The following is a 20,211-nucleotide window of genomic DNA, read 5'->3' on the forward strand; positions in this document are numbered from 1 at the left end:
ATCATGCCCGAGTACCGCTCCCGCACCACCACCGCCGGCCGCAACATGGCCGGTGCCCGTGCCTTGTGGCGCGCCACCGGCATGCAGGATGACGACTTCCACAAGCCGATCATCGCCGTGGCCAACTCCTTCACCCAGTTCGTGCCCGGTCACGTGCACCTGAAGGACATGGGGCAACTGGTGGCCCGGGAGATCGAGAAGGCCGGCGGGGTGGCCAAGGAGTTCAACACCATCGCCGTGGATGACGGCATCGCCATGGGCCACGACGGCATGCTCTACTCGTTGCCCAGCCGCGACCTGATCGCCGACAGCGTCGAGTACATGGTCAACGCCCACTGCGCCGATGCCCTGGTGTGCATATCCAACTGCGACAAGATCACCCCCGGGATGCTGATGGCCGCCATGCGTCTCAACATCCCGGTGATCTTCGTCTCCGGCGGACCCATGGAGGCGGGCAAGACCCAGTTGCTCGACCACGGCCTCGACCTGGTCGATGCCATGGTGATGGCCGCCGACGACAGCGTCGACGACGAGACCCTGGCCGAGGTGGAGCGCAGCGCCTGCCCCACCTGCGGCTCCTGCTCCGGCATGTTCACCGCCAACTCCATGAACTGCTTGATGGAGGCGCTGGGCCTGGCGCTACCGGGCAACGGCACCGTGGTAGCCACCCACGCCGATCGCCGCCGGCTGTTCGAGACCGCCGGCGCGCGCATCGTCGAGCTGGCCAAGCGCGTCTACGAGGGGGACGAGGCGCACCTGCTGCCCCGGGCCATCGGCGCCAAGGCGGCCTTCAAGAACGCCATGACCCTGGACATCGCCATGGGCGGCTCCACCAACACCATCCTGCACCTGCTGGCCGCCGCCCAGGAAGCCGGCGTCGACTTCACCATGACCGACATCGACCGGTTGTCCCGGGAGGTGCCCCAGCTGTGTAAGGTGGCGCCCAACACCCAGAAGTACCATATCGAGGACGTTCACCGAGCCGGCGGCATCATGGCGATCCTCGGCGAGCTGGACCGCGCCGGGGTGCTGGATACCCGGGTGCCCACCGTCTACGGCGACAGCCTGGCCGCGGCGCTCGAGGAGTGGGACATCATGCGCGCGCCGAGCGCCGAAGTGGTGGAATTCTTCCGCGCCGGTCCCGGTGGCGTGCCCACCCAGGTGGCGTTCTCCCAGAACGCCCGCTGGCCGAGCCTCGACGGTGACCGCGCCACCGGCTGTATTCGCGACCTGGCGCATGCCTTCTCGAAGGAGGGCGGCCTCGCCGTGCTCAAGGGCAACATCGCCCGGGACGGCTGCGTGGTGAAGACCGCCGGCGTCGACGAGTCGATCCTGATCTTCGAGGGGCCGGCCCATGTGGTGGAGTCCCAGGACCAGGCGGTGGCACACATCCTCGAGGGCCAGGTGGCCGAGGGCGAGGTGGTCGTGATCCGCTACGAGGGGCCCAAGGGCGGGCCGGGCATGCAGGAGATGCTCTACCCGACCAGCTATCTGAAGTCCAAGGGCCTGGGCAAGGCGTGCGCGCTGCTCACCGACGGGCGCTTCTCCGGCGGCACCTCGGGACTCTCCATCGGCCACGTCTCCCCGGAGGCCGCCGCGGGTGGGGCCATCGGCCTGGTGGAGAGCGGCGATATCATTCATATCGATATCCCGGCCCGCACCATCGACATCAAGCTCTCCGATGCCGAGCTGGCGGCCCGCCGTGAGGCGATGCAGGCGAAGGGAGCGGATGCCTGGAAGCCGAGCATCCGGCGCGACCGTCGGGTCTCGGCGGCCCTCAAGGCCTATGCGTTGCTCGCCACCTCCGCCGACAAGGGCGCGGTGCGCGACCTCGACAAGCTCGACTAGGCGGCGGCCTGGCCGCCAGAGTGCCCCGGCCGCCGGTCGGGGCCCGTGACCACCCGCAGGGATGCCTTTTCTCATGAAGACACAGACCCTCAGCGTCGGCCTGGTCGGTTATGGCATGGCCGGCCGCACCTTCCATGCCCCCCTGATCCAGGCGGCCCCCGGTCTTGAGCTCACGGTGGTGGTGACCGGCGATGCCAGTCGGGTCCAGGCGGACTTCCCCGAGGTCGAGGTCTTGTCCCGGTTGCCGTTGCTCCTGGCACGACGCGACATCGACCTGGTGGTGATCGCCACGCCCAACGAGTTGCACTTCCCGATGGCCAAGGCCGCGCTCAATGCCGGCAAGCATGTGGTGCTGGACAAGCCCTTCACGGTATCGCTTTCCGAAGCGCGCCTGCTCAAGGCCCAGGCCGACCGGGCCGACCGACTGCTCAGCGTCTTCCACAATCGCCGCTGGGACAGCGACTTTTTGACCCTGAAGGGGGTGCTCGAGGCGCAGACCCTGGGACGGGTGGTGGTGCTGGAGTCGCGCTTCGACCGTTTCCAGCCACGGGTCGCCGGGCAGTGGCGCGACCATCCCCGACCGGGGGGAGGCATCTGGTACGATCTCGGTCCTCACCTGCTTGACCAGGCCCGTGAGCTGTTCGGCATGCCCAGGGCGATCCTGCTCGAGCTGGCCACCTTCCGCGACGGTGCCCAGGTCGACGACGACTTCCTCGCCATGCTGGAGTACGACCGTCTGCGGGTGATCCTCGGGGCCAGCGCGCTGGTGGCCGAGCCGACCCCGCGCTTCCGGGTTCACGGCACGCGCGGCAGCTTCGTCAAGTACGGGCTCGACCCCCAGGAGGCCTGGCTGGGCGCCGGGCAGGTGCCGGAACCGGCGTGGGGGGTCGACTCCCAGCCGGGCTTTCTGACCCTCGACGAGGGCACCGGCGACGAGGTGTCGCTGGTCGGCCAGGAGACCCTTGGCGTGCCGGGCGACTACACGGTCTTCTATGCCGGTATCGCCGCGGCCCTGCTGAAGGGGACGCCCCCGCCGGTGACCTGCGAGGAGGCGCTGGAGGTCATGTCCCTGCTCGAGGCCGGGCTCGACAGCTATCGGCAGGGCCGCTGGGTCAGGCTCAAGGAGGGCGGCGGTGCCGGCCGGCGGCGCCTGCACCCCCGCGCCTGAGCCTGTCGGGGCGCCGTCACCACAGCGAGGTGTCGGGCTGCTCGGTTCGTAGAGTATCCCGGGCGATGTAGAGGGCGGCGATGGCCCGGGCTTCGTGGAAGTCCTCCCTTGCTAGCAGGGCAGGGAGCTCGTCGATGGCATGAGTCTCGACGATCAAGGGCTCCGGCTCGTCGCCGGGCAGGCGCTTCGCGTAGAGGTCGGTGGCCAGCATCACCTGCATGCGATGGCGCATGTAGTTGGGGGCCAGCGAGAGCTCGATCAGCGGCCGGATCCGGTTGGCTCCGAAGCCGCACTCCTCCATCAGTTCCCGGTTGGCCGCCGTGACCATGTCCTCGCCAGGATCGATCAGGCCCTTGGGTAGGGTCAGCACGTAGTCCTCGAAGCCGGCCGCATACTCGCGGATCAGCAGCACATGCTCCGGGTCGGGCATCGCCACGATCATCACTGCACCGATGCCCTGGCCGGTGCCGGTCAGACGCTCGAAGGTACGTTCCTCCCCGTTGGCGAAGCGCAGGTCCAGCGCCTCGATATGGAAGAGACGGCTTCTGGCCACGCTGCGGCGCGAAAGGATATGGGGCTTGTGCCGGGGCTGGTACGAGCTGGGGTCGGACATGGTCACTCCCGTCGGTAAGGGCCAGGGATAGCGGACTAGCAGGGCTATCGCAGATAGCTTCCATCGCTCGGCGCTGGTCTGGCGACAAACCTATGAGGAGGCGCTGTAACCCCATCCCTGGGCGCTACCGACGCCATCCCTGGCGTAGGACCTCCTCTTCGGCTTGCCCCCAGCGCCCCTCGCTTTGCGTAATGGCGATAGCCCTTAGCGGACTAGGCGGCGGAATGCGTCGCCGACATCGATTGGTTACACTATCACGTCCATTCCCCTGGAGGCGCCATCGCGCTGCCCCTGACGACTGCCCTGGAAAGGATCTCGATGATCGACTGGCGCGCCATCGACACCGTCCTGCTGGACATGGACGGTACCCTGCTGGATCTGCACTTCGACAGCCACTTCTGGCTCGAGCACCTGCCACGTCGCTACGTGGAGCTGCATCGGCTGGACGAGGCCACTCAGCAGGAAGTGCGTTCGCGGATCCTTCGCGAGCAGGGCACCCTCAACTGGTACAGCCTGGCCTACTGGAGCCGTGAACTAGGGGTCGACGTGCTGGCCCTCAAGCGCGAGGTTCAGCACCTCATCGGCTTGCGTGGTGACGCCCTGGACTTCCTGACATGGCTCAAACAGGCCCATCCTCGGGTGGTGCTGGCCACCAATGCCGACCGAGCCAGCCTCGAGCTCAAGCTGCCGTTAACCGGTCTCGAAGACTACCTGGACGCCATCGTCTCCTCGGCCGACTTGGGCGTGCCCAAGGAGGCCCAGGAATTCTGGTTCGCCCTGCAGGAGGTCGAGCCCTTCGACCCGGCCCGCACCCTATTCATCGATGACAACCCGGCGGTGCTGGAGAGTGCCCGGGAGTTCGGCATCCGCCACCTGCTGGGTATCAAGCGGCCCGACAGTCGGCGGCCGGAGCGCGAACTGGAGGAGTTCATCGCCCTGGACCGTTTCGCGGCCCTCCTCCCCGACACTCGGCCGCCCGGGGGAGGTGCGCATGACTAGCGTAAGGCTTGACAAGTGGCTGTGGGCGGCGCGCTTCTTCAAGACCCGCCAGCTGGCCAAGAAGGCGATCGAGGGCGGCAAGGTGCACTACAACGGCGCCCGGGCCAAGACCAGCAAGACCGTCGAGGTGGGGGCGGTGATCCGCGTGCCCCAAGGCTGGGATATCTGGGAGGTCGAGGTGGTGGCGCTGTCCGAACAGCGTCGCGGCGCCCCCGAGGCGCGCGAGCTCTATCGCGAGACCGCCGAGAGCGAAGCGCGCAGGGCCCAGGAGGCCGAGAGCCGCCGCCAGGCCAATCAGGCCATGCAGCATCCGCTCAAGCGCCCCGACAAGAAGCAGCGTCGCGAGATCAAGCGCTTCCAGCGGGGGGAATGAAGACATAAGAGGGAAGAGAACAGGGAGATCCACCCCTTCCTTCTTCCGTCTTCTCTCTTACCACTTAATTCAGGCAAGCACCATGAACGACCAGATCCAGCGTTTCCTCTTCGAGCGCACCAACGTGCGTGGCGAGATCGTGTCCCTCGAGAAGGCCCATGCCGAGGTCCTGGCGCGCCACGAGTATCCGGCGGCCGTGTCACATCTGCTCGGTGAGTTGCTGGCGGCCGTGGCCCTGCTCACCGATACCGTCAAGCTCGACGGCACCCTGAGCATCGAGGTGCGAGGGCAGGGGGCCCTGTCACTGCTGATGGCCGAGTCCAACCCCGGTGGCGAGCTTCGGGCCATCGCCCGGCTGGACGAGGACGCCGCGATTCCCGCCGAGGACAGCCGTTTCCGCGACCTGGTGGGCGAGGGTCGCATCATGATCACCCTCGACCCCCGCGGAGGGCAACGCTATCAGGGCGTGGTGGCCCTCGACCATGATAGCCTGGCCGGTTGTCTGGAGGCCTACTTCTCCCAGTCCGAGCAGCTGCCTACGCGGCTCTGGCTGGCCGCCGATGAGGTGCGTGCCGGCGGACTGCTGCTGCAGCGTCTGCCCGATGAGTCGCATAACCAAGATGCCGATGCCTGGGCGCGCACCGTGCACCTGGCCGAGACCGTGACGGCCGAGGAACTGCTCGGCCTGCCACCGCGCGAGCTGCTGGTCCGCCTCTATCACGAGGAGACCGTGAGGATCTTCGAACCCAAGGCCCTGCGCTTCGGATGCACCTGCTCCCGGGAGCGCATCGCCTCGTCGCTATTGACCCTCGGGGAGGCGGAGTTGCGCGATATCCTCGCCGAGCAGGGCAGCGTCGACATCCAGTGCCATTTCTGCCATACCCGCTATCATTTTCCGGCGGCCGAAGTCGAGGCGATGCTGGCGGCTCCCGACGGAGCACCCCCGACCCTGCATTGACGCCATCGGACTGTGCTGCAACGCATCATGTTGCTGTGGCGAACGGCCGCGAAGTAGGGGGTATGTAGTAGAAAAACTACAAGAACTTCGGTCATCGACGGCGTTTCCCAGGGGCCGGGTTTTTGCCATAATGCAGCCGACTCACGGAGTTGATCGCTATCGACGACAAGACGGGACAACCGCAGCGGCGATCAACGGCATGACACGACAGCGCGTCTCCGACGCCAGCCAAACGAGAGACAAAGGCCGCAAGGCCCAGGACACAACATGACCATGACCCAAGCCGCTTCCCAGGCTGCCAGCACGCAGCACGCCGCCTCCGCCAAGGCCCATGTCAACCTCAGCAGCGCCGAGCTGATCGAGCGTGCCGTGGTGAACGGCGAAGGTCGCCTGGCCGCGAACGGGGCCCTGGTGGTGAACACCGGTGTACGCACCGGCCGCTCACCCAAGGATCGCTTCATTGTCGATGAGCCGACCACCAGCGGTCAGATCGACTGGGGCAGCGTCAACCAGCCCTTCGAGGCGGCCCGATTCAATGCCCTGTGGGCGCGAGTCGATGACTACCTGGCCGAGCGCGAGCGCTATGTCTCTGAGCTGCACGTGGGCAGCGATCCGGCCCACTACCTGCCGGTGCGTGTCACCACCGAGACCGCCTGGCACAACCTGTTCGGTCGCACCCTGTTCGTGCGCCCCGGGACCTACAACCCCGCCGTCAAGGACGAGTGGTCCATCCTCAATGCCCCCGGGTTTGCGTGCGATCCGGTCCGTGATGGCACCCACAGCGACGGCTGCGTGATCCTCGACTTCGCTCAGAAGAAGGTGCTGATCGCCGGCATGCGCTACGCCGGCGAGATGAAGAAGGCGATGTTCTCGGTACAGAACTTCCTGCTGCCGGCATCCGATGTGCTGCCCATGCACTGCAGTGCCAACGTCGGTGAGGATGGCGAGACCACCCTGTTCTTCGGCCTCTCCGGTACCGGTAAGACCACGCTCTCCGCCGACCCTGCGCGCTTTCTGATCGGCGACGACGAGCACGGCTGGGGGCCGGGCACCGTCTTCAACATCGAGGGTGGCTGCTACGCCAAGTGCATCGATCTCTCCGAGAAGAATGAGCCGATCATCTGGAACGCCATCCGGTTCGGCACCGTGCTGGAGAACGTGGTCCTCGACGATCGTCGCGAGCCCGACTACGCCAACGACAGCCTGACCCAGAACTCCCGTGCCGCCTACCCGCTGGAGCATGTCGAGAAGCGCGTGTCCGAGAATCGTGCCGGCGAGCCCAACGCCATCGTCTTTTTGACCTGCGACATGTCGGGGGTGCTGCCGCCGGTCTCCGTCCTCTCCAAGGAGGCGGCGGCCTATCACTTCCTCTCCGGCTATACCGCCAAGGTGGGCTCCACCGAGATGGGCTCCTCCGCCGGCCTCGAGACAACCTTCTCGACCTGTTTCGGGGCCCCTTTCTTCCCGCGCCCGGCTCGCGAGTACGCCGACCTCCTGATCAAACGGGTCGCCGAGCAGGACGCCCAGGTCTACCTGGTCAATACCGGCTGGACCGGTGGCGCCTACGGCGAGGGCGGGGCGCGCTTCTCCATTCCCACCACCCGGGCCATCATCAGCGCGATCCAGACCGGTGTGCTGCGCGATGTCGAGACCCGTCGCATCGACGGCCTCAACCTCGACGTACCGACCGCCGTGCCGGGTGTCGAGTCTCGCCTGCTCGACCCCCGTGAGACCTGGGAGGACAAGGCCGCCTATGACCGTAAGCTCAAGGAGCTGGCTGCCAAGTTCGTCGACAACTTCCAGAAGTTCGATGGCGTCAACGAGGCCATCGTCAAGGCCGGTCCCCGCCTGACCTGAGGCGCCTCGGGTCGAACCCCAGCGTCCAAGACCTGTCCGAGAGGGGGTGCCGCGGCATCCTCCTCTTGTTTCGTGGCTGTAAGGATCTCGGGGTGAGCGGCGACATAGCCTTGTCCCCGTAAACGGGAGAACGACCATGAAACGACGCAATTTCCTGGGACTGCTGGGGGTAGGAGGGTTGGTCGGCCTGATGCCGAGCATGGCCAGCGCCCGGCCCAAGCCCGAGTTGTCAGCGGCACCGGGCCTGGAGAAGCTTGAACTCAGCGAAGCCGAATGGCGGGAGCGGCTCACCCCCGAGCAGTTCGAGATCCTGCGCGAGGCAGGCACCGAGCGAGCCTTTTCCAGCCCGCTGGACCAGGAGACGCGAGACGGCGAGTACCGCTGTGCCGGCTGCGACCTGCGGCTCTTCGAGAGTGCCATGAAGTACGATTCGGGCACCGGCTGGCCGAGCTTTTTTACCCACGTCGAGGGCCACCTGCTGACCAGCGTCGACTACTTCCTGATCTTTCCCCGCACCGAGTACCACTGCGCCCGCTGCGGGGGCCATCAGGGCCATGTCTTCGACGACGGCCCCGAGCCCACCGGCCTGCGCTGGTGCAACAATGGCCTGGCGCTTACCTTCGTGCCCACCTGAACGATGATTGTGATACCTTGTCGCGATTCTCTGGATGCTGACTGCCAAGGATCTCATGGACGCACAAGCCAAGATCATCGCCCGCCTTGCCGACGAGCTGGGCGTTCGTGCCCCCCAGGTGGCCGCTACGGTGGAGCTGCTCGATGGCGGCGCCACCGTTCCCTTCATCGCCCGTTACCGCAAGGAGGTGACCGGCGGCCTGGACGACACCCAATTGCGGTCTCTCCATGAGCGTCTGGGCTACCTGCGTGAGCTGGAGGAACGCCGTGCGGCGGTCCTCGCCGCCATCGATGAGCAGGGCAAGCTGACGCCGCAGCTCGAGGGGCAGATCCGCGCCGCCGACACCAAGCAGCGCCTGGAGGATCTCTACCTCCCCTACAAGAAGAAGCGCCGCACCAAGGCCCAGATCGCCCGGGAGGCCGGGCTCGAATCCCTGGCCGAGTCGCTGCTGGCCGACCCCACGCTCAGCCCCGAGGCAGAGGCGGCGCGGTATCGGCGTGCGGCGGACGGTGACATCCCGGCCATCGAGGATGCCAAGGCGGCCCTGGACGGCGCCAAGCAGATCCTCATGGAGCGCTTCGCCGAGGACGCCGAGCTGGTCGGTCGGCTGCGTGAGCGGCTATGGGGCGAGGGGGAGCTCTGTGCCCGGGTGATCGCCGGCAAGGAGCAGGAGGGGGCCAAGTTTGCCGACTACTTCGAGCATGACGAGCGCCTGGCGAAGGTGCCCTCCCACCGGGCGCTGGCGATGTTTCGCGGCCGTAACGAGGGCGTGCTGGCGCTGACCCTGCGCCTGCCCGGCGAGGAGGAGGCACCGGTGCACCCGGCCCAGCTGGCCATCGCTCGGCATTTCGACATCCGCGACGAAGGCCGCGCCGCGGACCGCTGGCTCGTCGAGGTGGTGCGCTGGACCTGGCGGGTCAAGCTTTATACCCACCTCGAGACCGAGTTGATGGGCCGGCTGCGTGAGCGCGCCGAGGCAGAGGCCATCGACGTCTTCGCCGCCAATCTCAAGGACCTGCTGCTGGCCGCCCCTGCGGGGCAGAAGGCGACTTTGGCCATCGACCCCGGCTTGCGCACCGGCTGCAAGGTGGCGGTGGTGGACGCCACCGGCCAGTTCCTTGCGCACGCCACCATCTATCCCCACGCGCCCCGCAATGCCTGGGCGGCCTCGCTGGCCGAGCTGGCCAGGCTGGTGGAGCAACACGACGTGGCGCTGATCGCCGTGGGCAACGGCACCGCCAGTCGTGAGACCGACAAGCTGGCCGGTGAGCTGGTCAAGGCGCTGGCCGACAAGCGGACGCTGGCCAAGGTGATGGTCAGCGAGGCGGGCGCCTCGGTCTACTCCGCCTCGGAGTATGCCGCCCGGGAGCTGTCCGACCTCGACGTCACCATCCGCGGTGCGGTCTCCATCGCCCGGCGTCTGCAGGATCCGTTGGCCGAGCTGGTCAAGATCGAGCCCAAGTCCATCGGCGTGGGTCAGTACCAGCACGATGTCTCTCAGGTGCAGCTCTCCAGAAGCCTGGAGGCGGTGATCGAGGACTGCGTCAATGCCGTGGGGGTCGATCTCAATACCGCCTCGTCGGCGCTGCTCTCGCGCGTCGCCGGCTTATCCCCGGCGCTGGCCGAGGCCATCGTCGCCCGCCGCAATGCCGAAGGGGCCTTTGCCAGTCGCCGGCAGCTGCTCGATGTCAGCCGTCTGGGGCCCAAGACCTATGAGCAGTGCGCCGGCTTCTTGCGCATCATGGGCGGTGACAATCCCCTGGATGCCAGCGCCGTGCATCCCGAGGCCTACCCCGTGGTGGAGCGCATGGCCCGCTCCAGCGGCCGTCCCCTGGCCAGCCTGATCGGTGACAGCGCGACCCTGAAGGCTCTCAAGCCTGTCGACTTCGCCGATGAGCGCTTCGGTGTGCCCACCGTCACCGATATCCTCACCGAGCTCGACAAGCCCGGCCGCGACCCACGCCCCGAGTTCAAGGCCGCCGAGTTCCGCGAGGGGGTCGAGACCCTCAAGGATCTCGAGCCCGGCATGGTCCTCGAGGGCAGCGTGACCAACGTCACCCACTTCGGTGCCTTCGTCGACATCGGCGTGCATCAGGATGGCCTGGTGCATATCTCGGCGCTCTCCGAGCGCTTCGTCGAGGACCCCCGCTCGGTGGTCAAGGCCGGCGATATCGTCAAGGTCAAGGTAATGAGCGTGGATATCGCGCGGGGCCGCATCGGACTCTCCATGCGCCTGGACGACCAGCCCAGTGAGGCCGGCGAGGAGAAGCCGCGTCGCGGTGGCGAGCCCCGGAGCCGGTCGGGCAAGCCGACGCACAAGGGGAGATCCTCGAAGGGGCAGGAGAGCCAGGCCGAGGGCCAGCTCGGCACCCTGGGCGCGGCCCTGCTCAAGGCCAAGCGCGAGCGCTAAGCATTGCTGCGAGCGACGGTTAGATTGGCTGCCGAAGCCCGTGCTGCTTGAATCGCCGTCTTCCGCCACCATAATCTGACGCTTTCCGGGTGCCACGGTACCCGGCCGACCACCAACCCGTGAAGCCGGTCCGGGCGGGCCGCTTCCACGACATGGGGTGTTCACCTTGTCCCAATCCCTTACCAGCCTCATCGAACGACTCAAGGAGGCGGCACGCCAAGGCCGGGGCGGCCGCCTGCGCCGCGGTATCGAGAAGGAAGGCCTGCGTGTCGATGCCCGGGGACGCATCGCCCGGACGCCACACCCTGCCGCCCTGGGGTCGAAGTTGACCCATCCGCATATCACCACCGATTACAGCGAGGCGCTGCTGGAGTACATCACCCCGGTCTATAGCCGCCCTGGCGAGGCGCTGGGCTTTCTCGCCGACCTGCATCGTTTCAGCTACCGCCGCCTGGGTGACGAGCTGATCTGGCCGGCCAGCATGCCGGGGCGCCTCGACGGCAACGACAGCGTGTCCATCGCCGATTATGGCGATTCCAACGTGGGCACCATGAAGACCGTCTATCGCCGTGGGCTGGATGTGCGCTACGGGCGGATCATGCAGGCCATCGCCGGGGTACACTACAATGTCTCGCTGCCCGATGACCTCTGGGCGCTGCTGCGGGAGCTCGACGACGAGGCCGATACATCCCTGAATGACTACCGCTCGGCCCGCTATTTCGGCCTGATTCGCAACTTTCGGCGCTACAGCTGGCTGCTGCTTTACCTGTTCGGCGCCTCGCCGGCGCTGGATCGCAGCTTCCTGCCTCGCGGTGACGTGCCAAAGGGGCTCATCCCCCACGGCGACGCCACCCTGGTCTCGCCCTATGCCACCAGCCTGCGGATGTCTGACCTGGGCTACCAGAACAAGGTTCAAGCACAGCTGAAGATCTGTTTCAACTCGCTCTCCAACTACGTCAACACCCTGCGTCACGCCATCTCCACGCCCTGGCCGAATTACGCGGCCAAGGGCGTCAGGGAGGACGGCGAGTGGCGCCAGCTCAACGCCAACATCCTGCAGATCGAGAACGAGTACTACAGCGATATTCGCCCCAAGCGGGTCACCCGCCACGACGAGACGCCCAGCCAGGCCCTGGAGGCGCGCGGCGTAGAGTACATCGAGGTGCGTTGCCTCGATCTCGATCCCTTCCTGCCCCTGGGCATCGACGAGACTCAGGTTCGCTTCCTGGATACCTTCCTGATCTGGTGCCTGCTCGCCGAGAGTCCCTGGATTCCCGACGAGGAGTGCGACCGGCTGGACGACAATCGCCGCCGAGTGGTGGAGCGGGGCCGCGACCCTGCGCTGCGTCTGGTCCACGACGGGGCGCGGCGCTCCATCGCCGACTGGGGCCATGCGATCTTCGCTGAGCTTGGCGAGGTCGCCGCGCTGCTCGACCTGGCCGAGGAGGGGACCCCTCATGCCGAGGCCCTGGATGCGTTGGCACCGCGCCTCGACGACCCCGCCCTGACGCCCTCGGGGCGCCTGCTGGCGCATCTTCAGGGGACCGGGCAGGAGTTCGTCGAGGCCATGACCGAGGTGGCCAGCGAGCAGGCCCGCCAGCGGCGTGCCGAGCCCCTGGATCCTGCCCGTGAGGCGCTGCTCGACGAACTGGTGGCGACCTCGCATCAGCAGCAGCGTGACATCGAGCAGGGCGACAGCGTCCTCTTCGACGAGTTCCTGGCCGGTTACTTTGCCCGGGCACGGGAGTCCCGGGCGCTGACCCCTATCGACACCGGAGATCAGGCATGATCCTGGCGCTTGATACCTGGCGCGTGCGCCATTGGAGCCTGGCGGGACTCGCTTTCTGCGGGCTGATGATGGCCGTGGCTCTGTTTCTCGAGCATGGCGTCGGCCTTGAGCCTTGCCCGCTGTGCATCTTCCAGCGCATGGCGGTGCTCGCCGCGGCGGCGGTCTTCCTGGTGGCGGCGATCCATGATCCGCGCCGTCGCGTCGGGGCGGTCGTCTACGGCCTGCTCTCGCTTGGTGCCGTGCTTGGCGGCATCGCCCTGGCGGGACGTCACCTGTGGCTGCAGTCGCTGCCGCCGGAGCGGGTCCCCAGCTGCGGCCCGGGGCTCGACTACATGATGGAGATCCTGCCGCTCCAGCAGGTCGTCTCCCGGGTGCTGTCCGGCTCCGGCGAGTGCGCCGAAATCAGCTTCCTGTGGCTGGGGATCTCGTTGCCCGGCTGGACGTTGATCGGTTTTTTGGTGCTCTCGCTCGCGCCGCTGGGCCTGCTGCTGCTGGCCTGCCGTCGTCGTGTCGGCTATCGCTGGCAGGGGGTGCCGGAACGGGATTGACAGCGACCACGCCAGGGGAGAGTCTGGTGTCTCGCGGCTCGGGATCGACAGCGATCCCTCGGAAGCAGGAGGCGACCCTATGCTGGAAGACTGCAAGACTGCCCAGGAACGCTGGGGAGGTGTCCATGAGTTGATCGACCGTTGGCTGGACGAGCGACACGCACTGCTGGCCAGCTTCGAGGTGCTCAAGGAAGCTTGCGACGCCGAGCTCGAGGCGGTCACCAAGGCGCAGGTCGATGCCTTCAGCGAGCGGCTGATGGATTATATCAGCGCCGGGCATTTCGAGGTCTATCCCCAGCTGCGCGAGGAGGCTTTAGCCTTCGAGGATCACGAGGCCCTGACCCTGGCCGCCCGCCTGCTCGAACGGCTCGAGATGTCCACCGAGCTGGTACTTTCCTTCGATCACGACTATGAGAGTCCTGCGCGTTGTCAGCACTACCTGCGGCGTCTTCCCGCCTGGCTCGACCGCCTTACTAAGGGCCTCGCCGAGCGCTTCGCGCTGGAGGATCAGCTCATCGCCCGCCTGCATGCCGCCCATGCTCCGGATACTGCTCGCGCCAAGGCCAACACCCGGGCCTGAGCGCGCCGCCCGCTCGACACCAGGACGAGCCGCCTTGTCATGATCCGTCCCATCGGACCCGCTTCCTGATGGGGCGGTTTCGTCGTGGGCGCAGTATCCGCATGAGGCGAGGCACGACGGCGCTGCCTAGAGCCGGTGGTCGAGCCGCGCGCCGAGCACCAGCATGCAGGGCGTGAGCAGCAGGGTCAGGCCGGTGGCGAAGGTTAGGCCGCCGGCGATGGCGCTGGAGAGTTGGGTCCACCACTGGGTCGAAGGCGCGCCCAGCCCTAAGCTCGGGGTGATCAGGTCGACGTTGATGCCCAGCACCATGGGGGCGAGGCCCAGCACCGTGGTCACGGCGGTGAGCAGTACCGGGCGCAGACGCAGGCCGCCGGCCTCGAGTGCCGCCTCCCCGGGAGGGAGCCCCTCGCCGCGCAGCTGGTTGTAGGTGTCGATCAGCACGATGTTGTTGTTCACCACGATGCCCGCCAGGGCGATGATGCCCATGCCCACCATGACGATGCCGAAGGGCTGGGCATTGGCGAGCAGGCCGAGCAGCACGCCGGCGGTGGAGAAAACGATGGCGGACAACACCAAGGCCGCCTGGTAGAGGCTGTTGAACTGGGTGACCAGGATCAGTGTCATCAGGCCGATCGCCACCAGGAAGGCCGTGGCCAGGAACTGCATCGCCTCCTGCTGGTCCTCCTGCTCACCGGCCACATTGACCACCACCCCTTCGGAAGGCGCCTCCATCGCCGCTATCAGGGCCGTCAGGCGCTCGTCGTGGCGGTGTTCGACGGTGACATCGGCCTCCAGGGTGATGGCCCGGCGCCCGTCGATACGGTGCAAGGTGCCCACCTTGGGGGCGGGTTCCAGCGAGACGAAGTGCGATATCGGCACCTGTCCGCGGTTAGTATTGATGCTCAGGCGGCCCAGTTGGTCCAGCGAGCGGGCTCCCTGGGGCAGGCGTACCCGGATATCCACCTCGTCGTTGACGCCGGCAGGGCGGTAGCTCGCCACCTGCAGCCCGGTGGTGATCAGCTGCACGGCACTGCCTACGCTGGCCACGTCGGTGCCGAAGCGGGCGGCGGCCTCGCGGTCTACCTTCACCCGCCACTCCACGCCCGGCAGACTGCGGTTGTCCTCGATGTCACGGAATCCGCCCAGCTCGCCCATGGTCCGGCGCAGTGCGGTGACGACCTGGTCGGCCAGGGCGGGGTCCTCGGCGCTGACCTCCAGCACGATGGGCTTGCCGCCGGCTGGCCCCATCTCCTGCTCGCGGAATTCCAGCTGGATACCCGGCAGGTCGCGGGTGCGCTCGGCCATCTCGGCCAGGATCGCGCGGGCCGGGCGGCGCTGGTGCCAGTCGATCAGCTGGAACTGCAGCACCCCCACCACGTCCCCGCCGAGCTGCTGGTCAGGCACGGCGAAGGAGCGCGCATAGAGCGCCTCTACCTCGCTCATGCCAGCGAGCCGCGCCTCGACCCGTCGCACCACGGCATCGGTCTCCGCGGCGGAGAAATCGCCCCGCGAGCGCACCAGCACCTGGGCGGTGTCGGGCTCGACGCTGGGGAAGAACTCGACGCCGTGGTTGAAGCGGGCGTAGGCGGTGTAGATCAGCGCCATCAGCAGCAGGGCCACCAGCAGGGTGAGCCCCGGCCGGGTCAGCAGGCGAGCCAGCCAGGCCCGGTAGAGTTGCCCGCCGGCGGTGACCAGCTCGGTGTCGCGGGTGGTGGTACCGCGGCGCACACCGAACACGCCGCCCAGGGTGGGCAAGAACACCAGCGCCATGGCCAGCGAGGCGAGCAGGCAGAGGATCACCGTGATGGGCAGGTACTTCATGAACTGGCCCACCACGCCGGGCCAGAACAGCAGCGGCACGAAGACCGCCAGGGTGGTGGCGGTGGAGGCGATCACCGGCCAGCTCATGCGCGTGGCGGCCTGGATCCAGGCCTCCCGGGGCGGCCGTCCCTGACGCAGGTGGCGGTCAGCCAGCTCGCTGACCACGATGGCGCCGTCCACCAGCATGCCGGCGACCAGGATCAGCGCGAACATCACCACGATGTTGAGGGTGTAGCCGAGGGCCCAGATCAGCAGGATCCCGGTGAGGAAGGCCCCGGGGATGGTCAGGCCCACCATCAGCGCCGAGCGCATGCCCATGGCGGCCAGAATCAGCACCAGCACCAGCACCACCGCGGTGACCACATTGTTGAGCAGCTCCGAGAGGATATCGCGCACGGTCTCGGACTGGTCGAGGATGGTGGTGACCTCGAGCTTGTCGGGCATCAGGTCGGCCGCCTCGTCGAGCAGCTCCTGCACCTGGGCCACGGTGGCGATGATGTTGGCGCCGGCCCGCTTGGAGATCTCTAGCACCAGGGCCGGCTGGCCGTCGATGCGAGCGAAGCCCTCGGGGTCCTTGAAGGTGGGGTGGATCCAGGCCACGTCGCCGAAGGTCACCACCCGGTCGCCGTCGATCTTTACCGGCATCGCCATGACGTCCTCGAGGCGCTCGATGATCCCCGGTACCTTGAGCGCCTGGCGTCCGGTCCCGGTGTCCAGGCTGCCCGCTGCCACTAGGCGGTTGTTGCGGCTGACCAGGTTGAACAGGGTGGTAAAGTCAACCCCGTAGCTGTCGAGCACCAGGGGGTCGACGACGATCTCCAGCAGCTCCTCGCGGTCGCCGCCGATGTCCACCTCGAGCACCTCCGGGATGCCCTCGATCTCCTGCTGCAGGCGGCGGGCCACGGCCAGCCGCTGGCGCTCCTCCAGCGGCCCGGCCAGGCCGATGGAGAGCACCGGGAAGAGTGCCACGTTAACCTCCGTAACGCGTGGCTCCTCGGCCTCGGCGGGCAGCTCGGCGCGGGCGATGTCGACCTTCTCGCGCACGTCGCTCAGCGCCTGGTCGGGGTCGAAGCCGGCATCGAATTCCAGGGTGACGGCGGCATGGCTCTCGCTTGCCTGGGCGGTCATCTTGCGCAGTCCCTCGATGCTGCGCAGTTCCTGCTCCATGGGGCGCACCAGCAGACGCTCGCCGTCCTCGGGGCTGACGCCTTCCAGCGACATCGAGACATAGATGATGGGGATGGTGACGTCGGGGTTGGCCTCCTTGGGGATCGCCTGCCAGGCGCCCAGCCCCGCCAGCAGCAGCGCGACCAGCAGCAGCAGGGTGGTTCGCGAGCGATCCAGCGCCGCCTCGATCAGCGTACGCATGTCAGCGCGCTTCCCGGGAAGCGTCCGGGGCGGACTGGAGGGTGGTCGCTTCGACGGGGACGGCCTCCACCCGCTCGCCGGCATCGACGAAGCCGCCCCCCAGGGTGATCAGCCGGACCCGCTCGGGCAGCCCGGCCACCCGGGCGGCATTGGCATCGGCGCTGACCAGCTCGACCGGGGTAAGGCGTACCCGGTCGTTGTCGTCCAGGTGCTTGACCGCCAGCCGGCCGTCGTCATCGAGCTCTAGCAGGGCCGGGGAGAGCCGATGCACGTGTCGCTCAGGCAGACGAATGACCAGCGTGGCGCTGGCACCGGCCAGGCGGCGCCCTTCGGGATTGGCCACCGTCGCCTCGACGGGGAAGCTGCGGGTGCTGTCGTCGGCGCGGCTGGCCACGTGGCTCAGCTCGCCGGCAAGGCGGGTGCCGTCGAGCAGCCGGATCTCGACGGGCAGGCCGGGAGCCAGCGACAGGGCATCCCGCTGGGGTGCCGCAGCGAGGGCCGTGAGCCGTGAGTCATCGACCAGTCGTCCCCAAGTCTCGCCGACCTGGATCAGGTCGCCGACCTCCACGTCGAGGCGGTCCAGCACCCCGTCGAAGGGGGCCTCGGGGAGGGTGTCGTCCAGTTGGCGGAGCAGGGTGGCGACCTCGGCCAGGGCCTGGCTGACGCCGCTCTTAAGGCGCAGGTACTCGGGGTTGGAGATCAGCTCGCGACGGCGCAGCTCCTCGGCGCCGGCCAGCTCGCCCCGCGCCAGGGCCAGTTCGGCCTCGGCCTGCTCGAGCCGGGCGGGGAGCTCCTCGCGGGCCAGGACCAGCAGTGTCTCGCCCCGGGTGACCCGCTTGCCAAGGGCAACCGGCAACGCCGCCACCCGGCCCGCCTGTCGGGCACGCAGCTCCACCTCGCGGTGGGCCTCGAGCTGGCCCTGCAGCACCAGCCGCGGCGAGTGGGACAGTGCCTGGCGTTCCGCCACCTCGACCCGGGTTAGTGCCGGTGGCTCGGCCGCGTGCCCCTCGGGCGGGGTATCGCGAAACCCCTCGATGTCACCGAGCGCCAGCCAGACCAGCAGCAGGCAGGCCAGCCCGATGGCGAACAGGACGGAAAGCGGGGGGAGACGACGAGACATTCGAACCTTCCTTGGTGCGGCACGACGTTCGAGAGCGGGCTCTGGCGGCCTATGTCGACAGGCGGCCAGCATAGCGCAGCGGGCGCCAGGGTGTCGCCGATGCGTCAGCGCCTAGCCTCAGGTCGAATTGAGTTTTGTGCAGTGCAGGCATAACATCGTGGCGGTTTGCATGCAGGTCAGGGCGGCCGGCATGCCGGCCCGGCCCATCCTCACGGCGACAACCCGCGCGTTGACAACCCAAGGAGCCATCATGAAAGACCCCGTCCGTATTGCCATTACCGGCGCCGCCGGCCAGATCAGCTATTCCCTGGCCTTCCGCATCGCCTCCGGTGACATGCTGGGCAAGGACCAGCCGGTCATCCTGCAGCTGCTGGAGATTTCCCCGGCCATGGACGCCCTGAACGGCGTGGTGATGGAGCTCAACGATTGTGCCTTCCCGCTGGTGCAGGACATCGTCGCCACCGACGATGCCAACGTCGCCTTCAAGGAGGCTGACTACGCGCTGCTGGTCGGAGCCCGTCCGCGTGGCCCGGGCATGGAGCGCAAGGACCTGCTGGAAGCCAATGCGGCGATCTTCTCCGCACAAGGCAAGGCCCTCAACGACCACGCCAGCCGTGATGTCAGGGTGCTGGTGGTGGGCAATCCGGCCAACACCAACGCCCTGATCGCGTCCTGCAACGCACCGGACCTGGATGCGGGCCAGTTCACCGCGATGATGCGCCTGGACCACAACCGGGCCAAGACTCAGCTGGCCCAGAAGACCGGTAAGCACGTGACCGACGTCGAGTCCATGATCGTGTGGGGCAACCACAGTGCCACCCAGTATCCCGATCTGGCCCATTGCAAGGTGGCAGGCACCCCGGCCTTCGACCTGGTCGAGCGTGACTGGTACGAGAACGACTTCATTCCCACCGTGCAGCAGCGCGGCGCCGCCATCATCAAGGCCCGTGGCGCCTCCTCCGCGGCGTCTGCGGCGTCTGCGGCGATCGACCACATGCGGGACTGGGCGCTGGGCACCGATGGCAAGATCGTCAGCATGGGGATTCCCGCCGATGGCAGCTATGGCGTAGAGAAAGGCATCATGTATTCCTACCCTGTGATCTGTAAGAACGGTGACTACGAGATCGTCCAGGGCCTGGAGATCGACGACTTCAGCCGGCAGAAGATGCAGGCCACCGAGGACGAACTGCGCGAGGAGCGCGCCGCCGTGGAGCATCTGCTGGGCTGATCGCCCTTCGGGCGAAGCGCCAAGCTACAAGCGCCGAGCGCCCAGCCGCTCGCTGACGGGCGGCTAGTGCTGAGGTTGAGAACAAGAACCCCCGCTGGATACGGCTCCTGCGGGGGTTCTTGTTGATGCCTACCAGGCGTCAGATATCATCCTGCGGCGCTCGGCGCTAATCCCGCAGACTGATGATCTTCCAGCCGCGACGTTCGGCCTCCTTGCGCAGCGTGGGGTCGGGGTCCACCGCCACCGGATGGTCGACCCGCTCGAGCAGCGGCAGGTCGTTATGGGAATCGCTGTAGCACCAGCTGTCATCGAGGGTCAGGTCCCGGTCGGCGAGCCAGGCTTCCAGGCGTTTGACCTTGCCTTCCCGGTAGCTGGGCGTGCCGCTGACCCGGCCGGTATAGCGCTCGCCGAGCCGTTCGGGCTCCACGGCAATCAGCTCGTCCACGCCGAGGCGCTCGGCGATGGGGCCGGTGATGAAACGATTGGTGGCGGTGACGATCAGCAGGGTGTCGCCGCGGCTGCGGTGGCGGGCCACCAGTTCCTCGCCCTTGGGCAGGATGTGTGGCTCGATCTTGCTGGCCATGAACTGCTGGTGCCAGGCAGCCAACTGCTCGGGGGAGTGTTCCGTCAGTGGCTTCAGCGCCACTTCCAGGAAGGCGTGGATGTCCAGGGTGCCGGCCTCGTAGTCGGCCAGGAAGCGGTCATTGGCTTCCTTGTAGGCCTCGGGGTCCACGGCGCCCTGCTCAAGCAGGAACTCGCCCCAGGCATGGTCGCTGTCGATCGACAGCAGGGTATTGTCCAGGTCGAAGATGGCCAGGCTCACGATGCCCCCTCTGGTTGTGACGTGTCGGACGCAAAGCCCGCAATTATGGCAGAAGCGGTCGGGGGCTTCGAGCG

General features: G+C 67.5%; 16 protein-coding genes. 12 read left to right on the forward strand and 4 right to left on the reverse strand.

What is annotated here, in order from left to right:
- The first annotated feature begins 3 nt into the window (after nt 1-3).
- A complete protein-coding gene (ilvD, locus tag FHR94_RS04230) occupies nt 4-1,848 on the forward strand; it encodes a dihydroxy-acid dehydratase (protein ID WP_183324371.1) in 1,845 nt (614 codons plus the stop codon).
- A 73-nt stretch (nt 1,849-1,921) separates the two neighbouring features.
- Nucleotides 1,922-3,016, forward strand: coding sequence for an oxidoreductase (locus tag FHR94_RS04235; RefSeq protein WP_183324372.1), 1,095 nt, complete (start codon nt 1,922-1,924; stop codon nt 3,014-3,016).
- A 16-nt stretch (nt 3,017-3,032) separates the two neighbouring features.
- Here the strand turns inward: FHR94_RS04235 and nudE are convergent, their stop codons facing one another.
- Complete coding sequence (nudE, locus tag FHR94_RS04240) at nt 3,033-3,629, reverse strand: ADP compounds hydrolase NudE (RefSeq protein ID WP_183324373.1); 597 nt, start codon at nt 3,627-3,629, stop codon at nt 3,033-3,035.
- Nucleotides 3,630-3,947: 318 nt separating this feature from the next.
- Between nudE and yrfG the strand changes: the two genes are divergently transcribed.
- The 9 genes from yrfG to rsd all read left to right on the forward strand — a co-directional run bounded on the left by yrfG (nt 3,948) and on the right by rsd (nt 13,777).
- Nucleotides 3,948-4,628 (forward strand): GMP/IMP nucleotidase, encoded by a 681-nt coding sequence (gene yrfG / locus FHR94_RS04245; protein ID WP_183324374.1) that lies wholly within the window; start codon nt 3,948-3,950, stop codon nt 4,626-4,628.
- Complete coding sequence (locus FHR94_RS04250) at nt 4,621-5,001, forward strand: RNA-binding S4 domain-containing protein (RefSeq protein WP_183324375.1); 381 nt, start codon at nt 4,621-4,623, stop codon at nt 4,999-5,001. Before yrfG ends, FHR94_RS04250 begins: the two co-directional genes overlap by 8 nt.
- An 82-nt stretch (nt 5,002-5,083) precedes the next feature.
- Nucleotides 5,084-5,959, forward strand: coding sequence for an Hsp33 family molecular chaperone HslO (gene hslO, locus FHR94_RS04255; RefSeq protein ID WP_183324376.1), 876 nt, complete (start codon nt 5,084-5,086; stop codon nt 5,957-5,959).
- A 267-nt stretch (nt 5,960-6,226) separates the two neighbouring features.
- Nucleotides 6,227-7,816, forward strand: a complete 1,590-nt coding sequence (locus FHR94_RS04260) for a phosphoenolpyruvate carboxykinase (protein ID WP_183324377.1) — start codon at nt 6,227-6,229, stop codon at nt 7,814-7,816.
- 136 nt (nt 7,817-7,952) lie between these two features.
- Nucleotides 7,953-8,450 carry a peptide-methionine (R)-S-oxide reductase MsrB gene (gene msrB, locus FHR94_RS04265; protein ID WP_183324378.1) on the forward strand — a complete coding sequence of 166 codons (498 nt, stop codon included), beginning with the start codon at nt 7,953-7,955 and terminating at the stop codon, nt 8,448-8,450.
- Between the two features lie 55 nt (nt 8,451-8,505).
- Nucleotides 8,506-10,860, forward strand: a complete 2,355-nt coding sequence (locus FHR94_RS04270) for a Tex family protein (RefSeq protein ID WP_183324379.1) — start codon at nt 8,506-8,508, stop codon at nt 10,858-10,860.
- 157 nt (nt 10,861-11,017) lie between these two features.
- Entirely contained in the window at nt 11,018-12,649 is a 1,632-nt protein-coding gene (gene gshA / locus FHR94_RS04275) for a glutamate--cysteine ligase (RefSeq protein WP_343064629.1), read from the forward strand.
- Nucleotides 12,646-13,197 carry a disulfide bond formation protein B gene (locus FHR94_RS04280; protein ID WP_183324381.1) on the forward strand — a complete coding sequence of 184 codons (552 nt, stop codon included), beginning with the start codon at nt 12,646-12,648 and terminating at the stop codon, nt 13,195-13,197. The genes gshA and FHR94_RS04280 overlap by 4 nt, the downstream gene beginning before the upstream one ends.
- Nucleotides 13,198-13,276: 79 nt before the next feature.
- Nucleotides 13,277-13,777, forward strand: a complete 501-nt coding sequence (gene rsd / locus FHR94_RS04285; protein ID WP_183324382.1) for a sigma D regulator — start codon at nt 13,277-13,279, stop codon at nt 13,775-13,777.
- Nucleotides 13,778-13,903: 126 nt separating this feature from the next.
- Here rsd and FHR94_RS04290 read toward each other — a convergent pair whose 3' ends face one another.
- On the reverse strand, nt 13,904-16,966 hold the full coding sequence (locus tag FHR94_RS04290) for an efflux RND transporter permease subunit (protein WP_183324383.1): 3,063 nt from the start codon (nt 16,964-16,966) through the stop codon (nt 13,904-13,906).
- Between the two features lies 1 nt (nt 16,967).
- Nucleotides 16,968-18,086, reverse strand: a complete 1,119-nt coding sequence (locus FHR94_RS04295; RefSeq protein WP_183324384.1) for an efflux RND transporter periplasmic adaptor subunit — start codon at nt 18,084-18,086, stop codon at nt 16,968-16,970.
- Nucleotides 18,087-18,336: 250 nt separating this feature from the next.
- Here FHR94_RS04295 and FHR94_RS04300 point away from each other — a divergent pair, with 250 nt between their 5' ends.
- Nucleotides 18,337-19,314 (forward strand): malate dehydrogenase, encoded by a 978-nt coding sequence (locus FHR94_RS04300; RefSeq protein ID WP_183324385.1) that lies wholly within the window; start codon nt 18,337-18,339, stop codon nt 19,312-19,314.
- Between the two features lie 166 nt (nt 19,315-19,480).
- Here the strand turns inward: FHR94_RS04300 and FHR94_RS04305 are convergent, their stop codons facing one another.
- Nucleotides 19,481-20,137, reverse strand: a complete 657-nt coding sequence (locus FHR94_RS04305) for a histidinol-phosphatase (protein WP_183324386.1) — start codon at nt 20,135-20,137, stop codon at nt 19,481-19,483.
- Between the last annotated feature and the right edge of the window lie 74 nt (nt 20,138-20,211).

This window comes from Halomonas cerina (assembly GCF_014192215.1).
Lineage (GTDB): Bacteria > Pseudomonadota > Gammaproteobacteria > Pseudomonadales > Halomonadaceae > Halomonas > Halomonas cerina.

Bases quoted from the DNA above. Each gene is read 5' to 3' on its own strand.
- ilvD (WP_183324371.1), top strand. From the start codon at position 4: ATGCCCGAGTACCGCTCCCGCACCACCACCGCCGGCCGCAACATGGCC.
- FHR94_RS04235 (WP_183324372.1), top strand. From the start codon at position 1,922: ATGAAGACACAGACCCTCAGCGTCGGCCTGGTCGGTTATGGCATGGCC.
- nudE (WP_183324373.1), bottom strand. From the start codon at position 3,629: ATGTCCGACCCCAGCTCGTACCAGCCCCGGCACAAGCCCCATATCCTT.
- yrfG (WP_183324374.1), top strand. From the start codon at position 3,948: ATGATCGACTGGCGCGCCATCGACACCGTCCTGCTGGACATGGACGGT.
- FHR94_RS04250 (WP_183324375.1), top strand. From the start codon at position 4,621: ATGACTAGCGTAAGGCTTGACAAGTGGCTGTGGGCGGCGCGCTTCTTC.
- hslO (WP_183324376.1), top strand. From the start codon at position 5,084: ATGAACGACCAGATCCAGCGTTTCCTCTTCGAGCGCACCAACGTGCGT.
- FHR94_RS04260 (WP_183324377.1), top strand. From the start codon at position 6,227: ATGACCATGACCCAAGCCGCTTCCCAGGCTGCCAGCACGCAGCACGCC.
- msrB (WP_183324378.1), top strand. From the start codon at position 7,953: ATGAAACGACGCAATTTCCTGGGACTGCTGGGGGTAGGAGGGTTGGTC.
- FHR94_RS04270 (WP_183324379.1), top strand. From the start codon at position 8,506: ATGGACGCACAAGCCAAGATCATCGCCCGCCTTGCCGACGAGCTGGGC.
- FHR94_RS04280 (WP_183324381.1), top strand. From the start codon at position 12,646: ATGATCCTGGCGCTTGATACCTGGCGCGTGCGCCATTGGAGCCTGGCG.
- rsd (WP_183324382.1), top strand. From the start codon at position 13,277: ATGCTGGAAGACTGCAAGACTGCCCAGGAACGCTGGGGAGGTGTCCAT.
- FHR94_RS04290 (WP_183324383.1), bottom strand. From the start codon at position 16,966: ATGCGTACGCTGATCGAGGCGGCGCTGGATCGCTCGCGAACCACCCTG.
- FHR94_RS04295 (WP_183324384.1), bottom strand. From the start codon at position 18,086: ATGTCTCGTCGTCTCCCCCCGCTTTCCGTCCTGTTCGCCATCGGGCTG.
- FHR94_RS04300 (WP_183324385.1), top strand. From the start codon at position 18,337: ATGAAAGACCCCGTCCGTATTGCCATTACCGGCGCCGCCGGCCAGATC.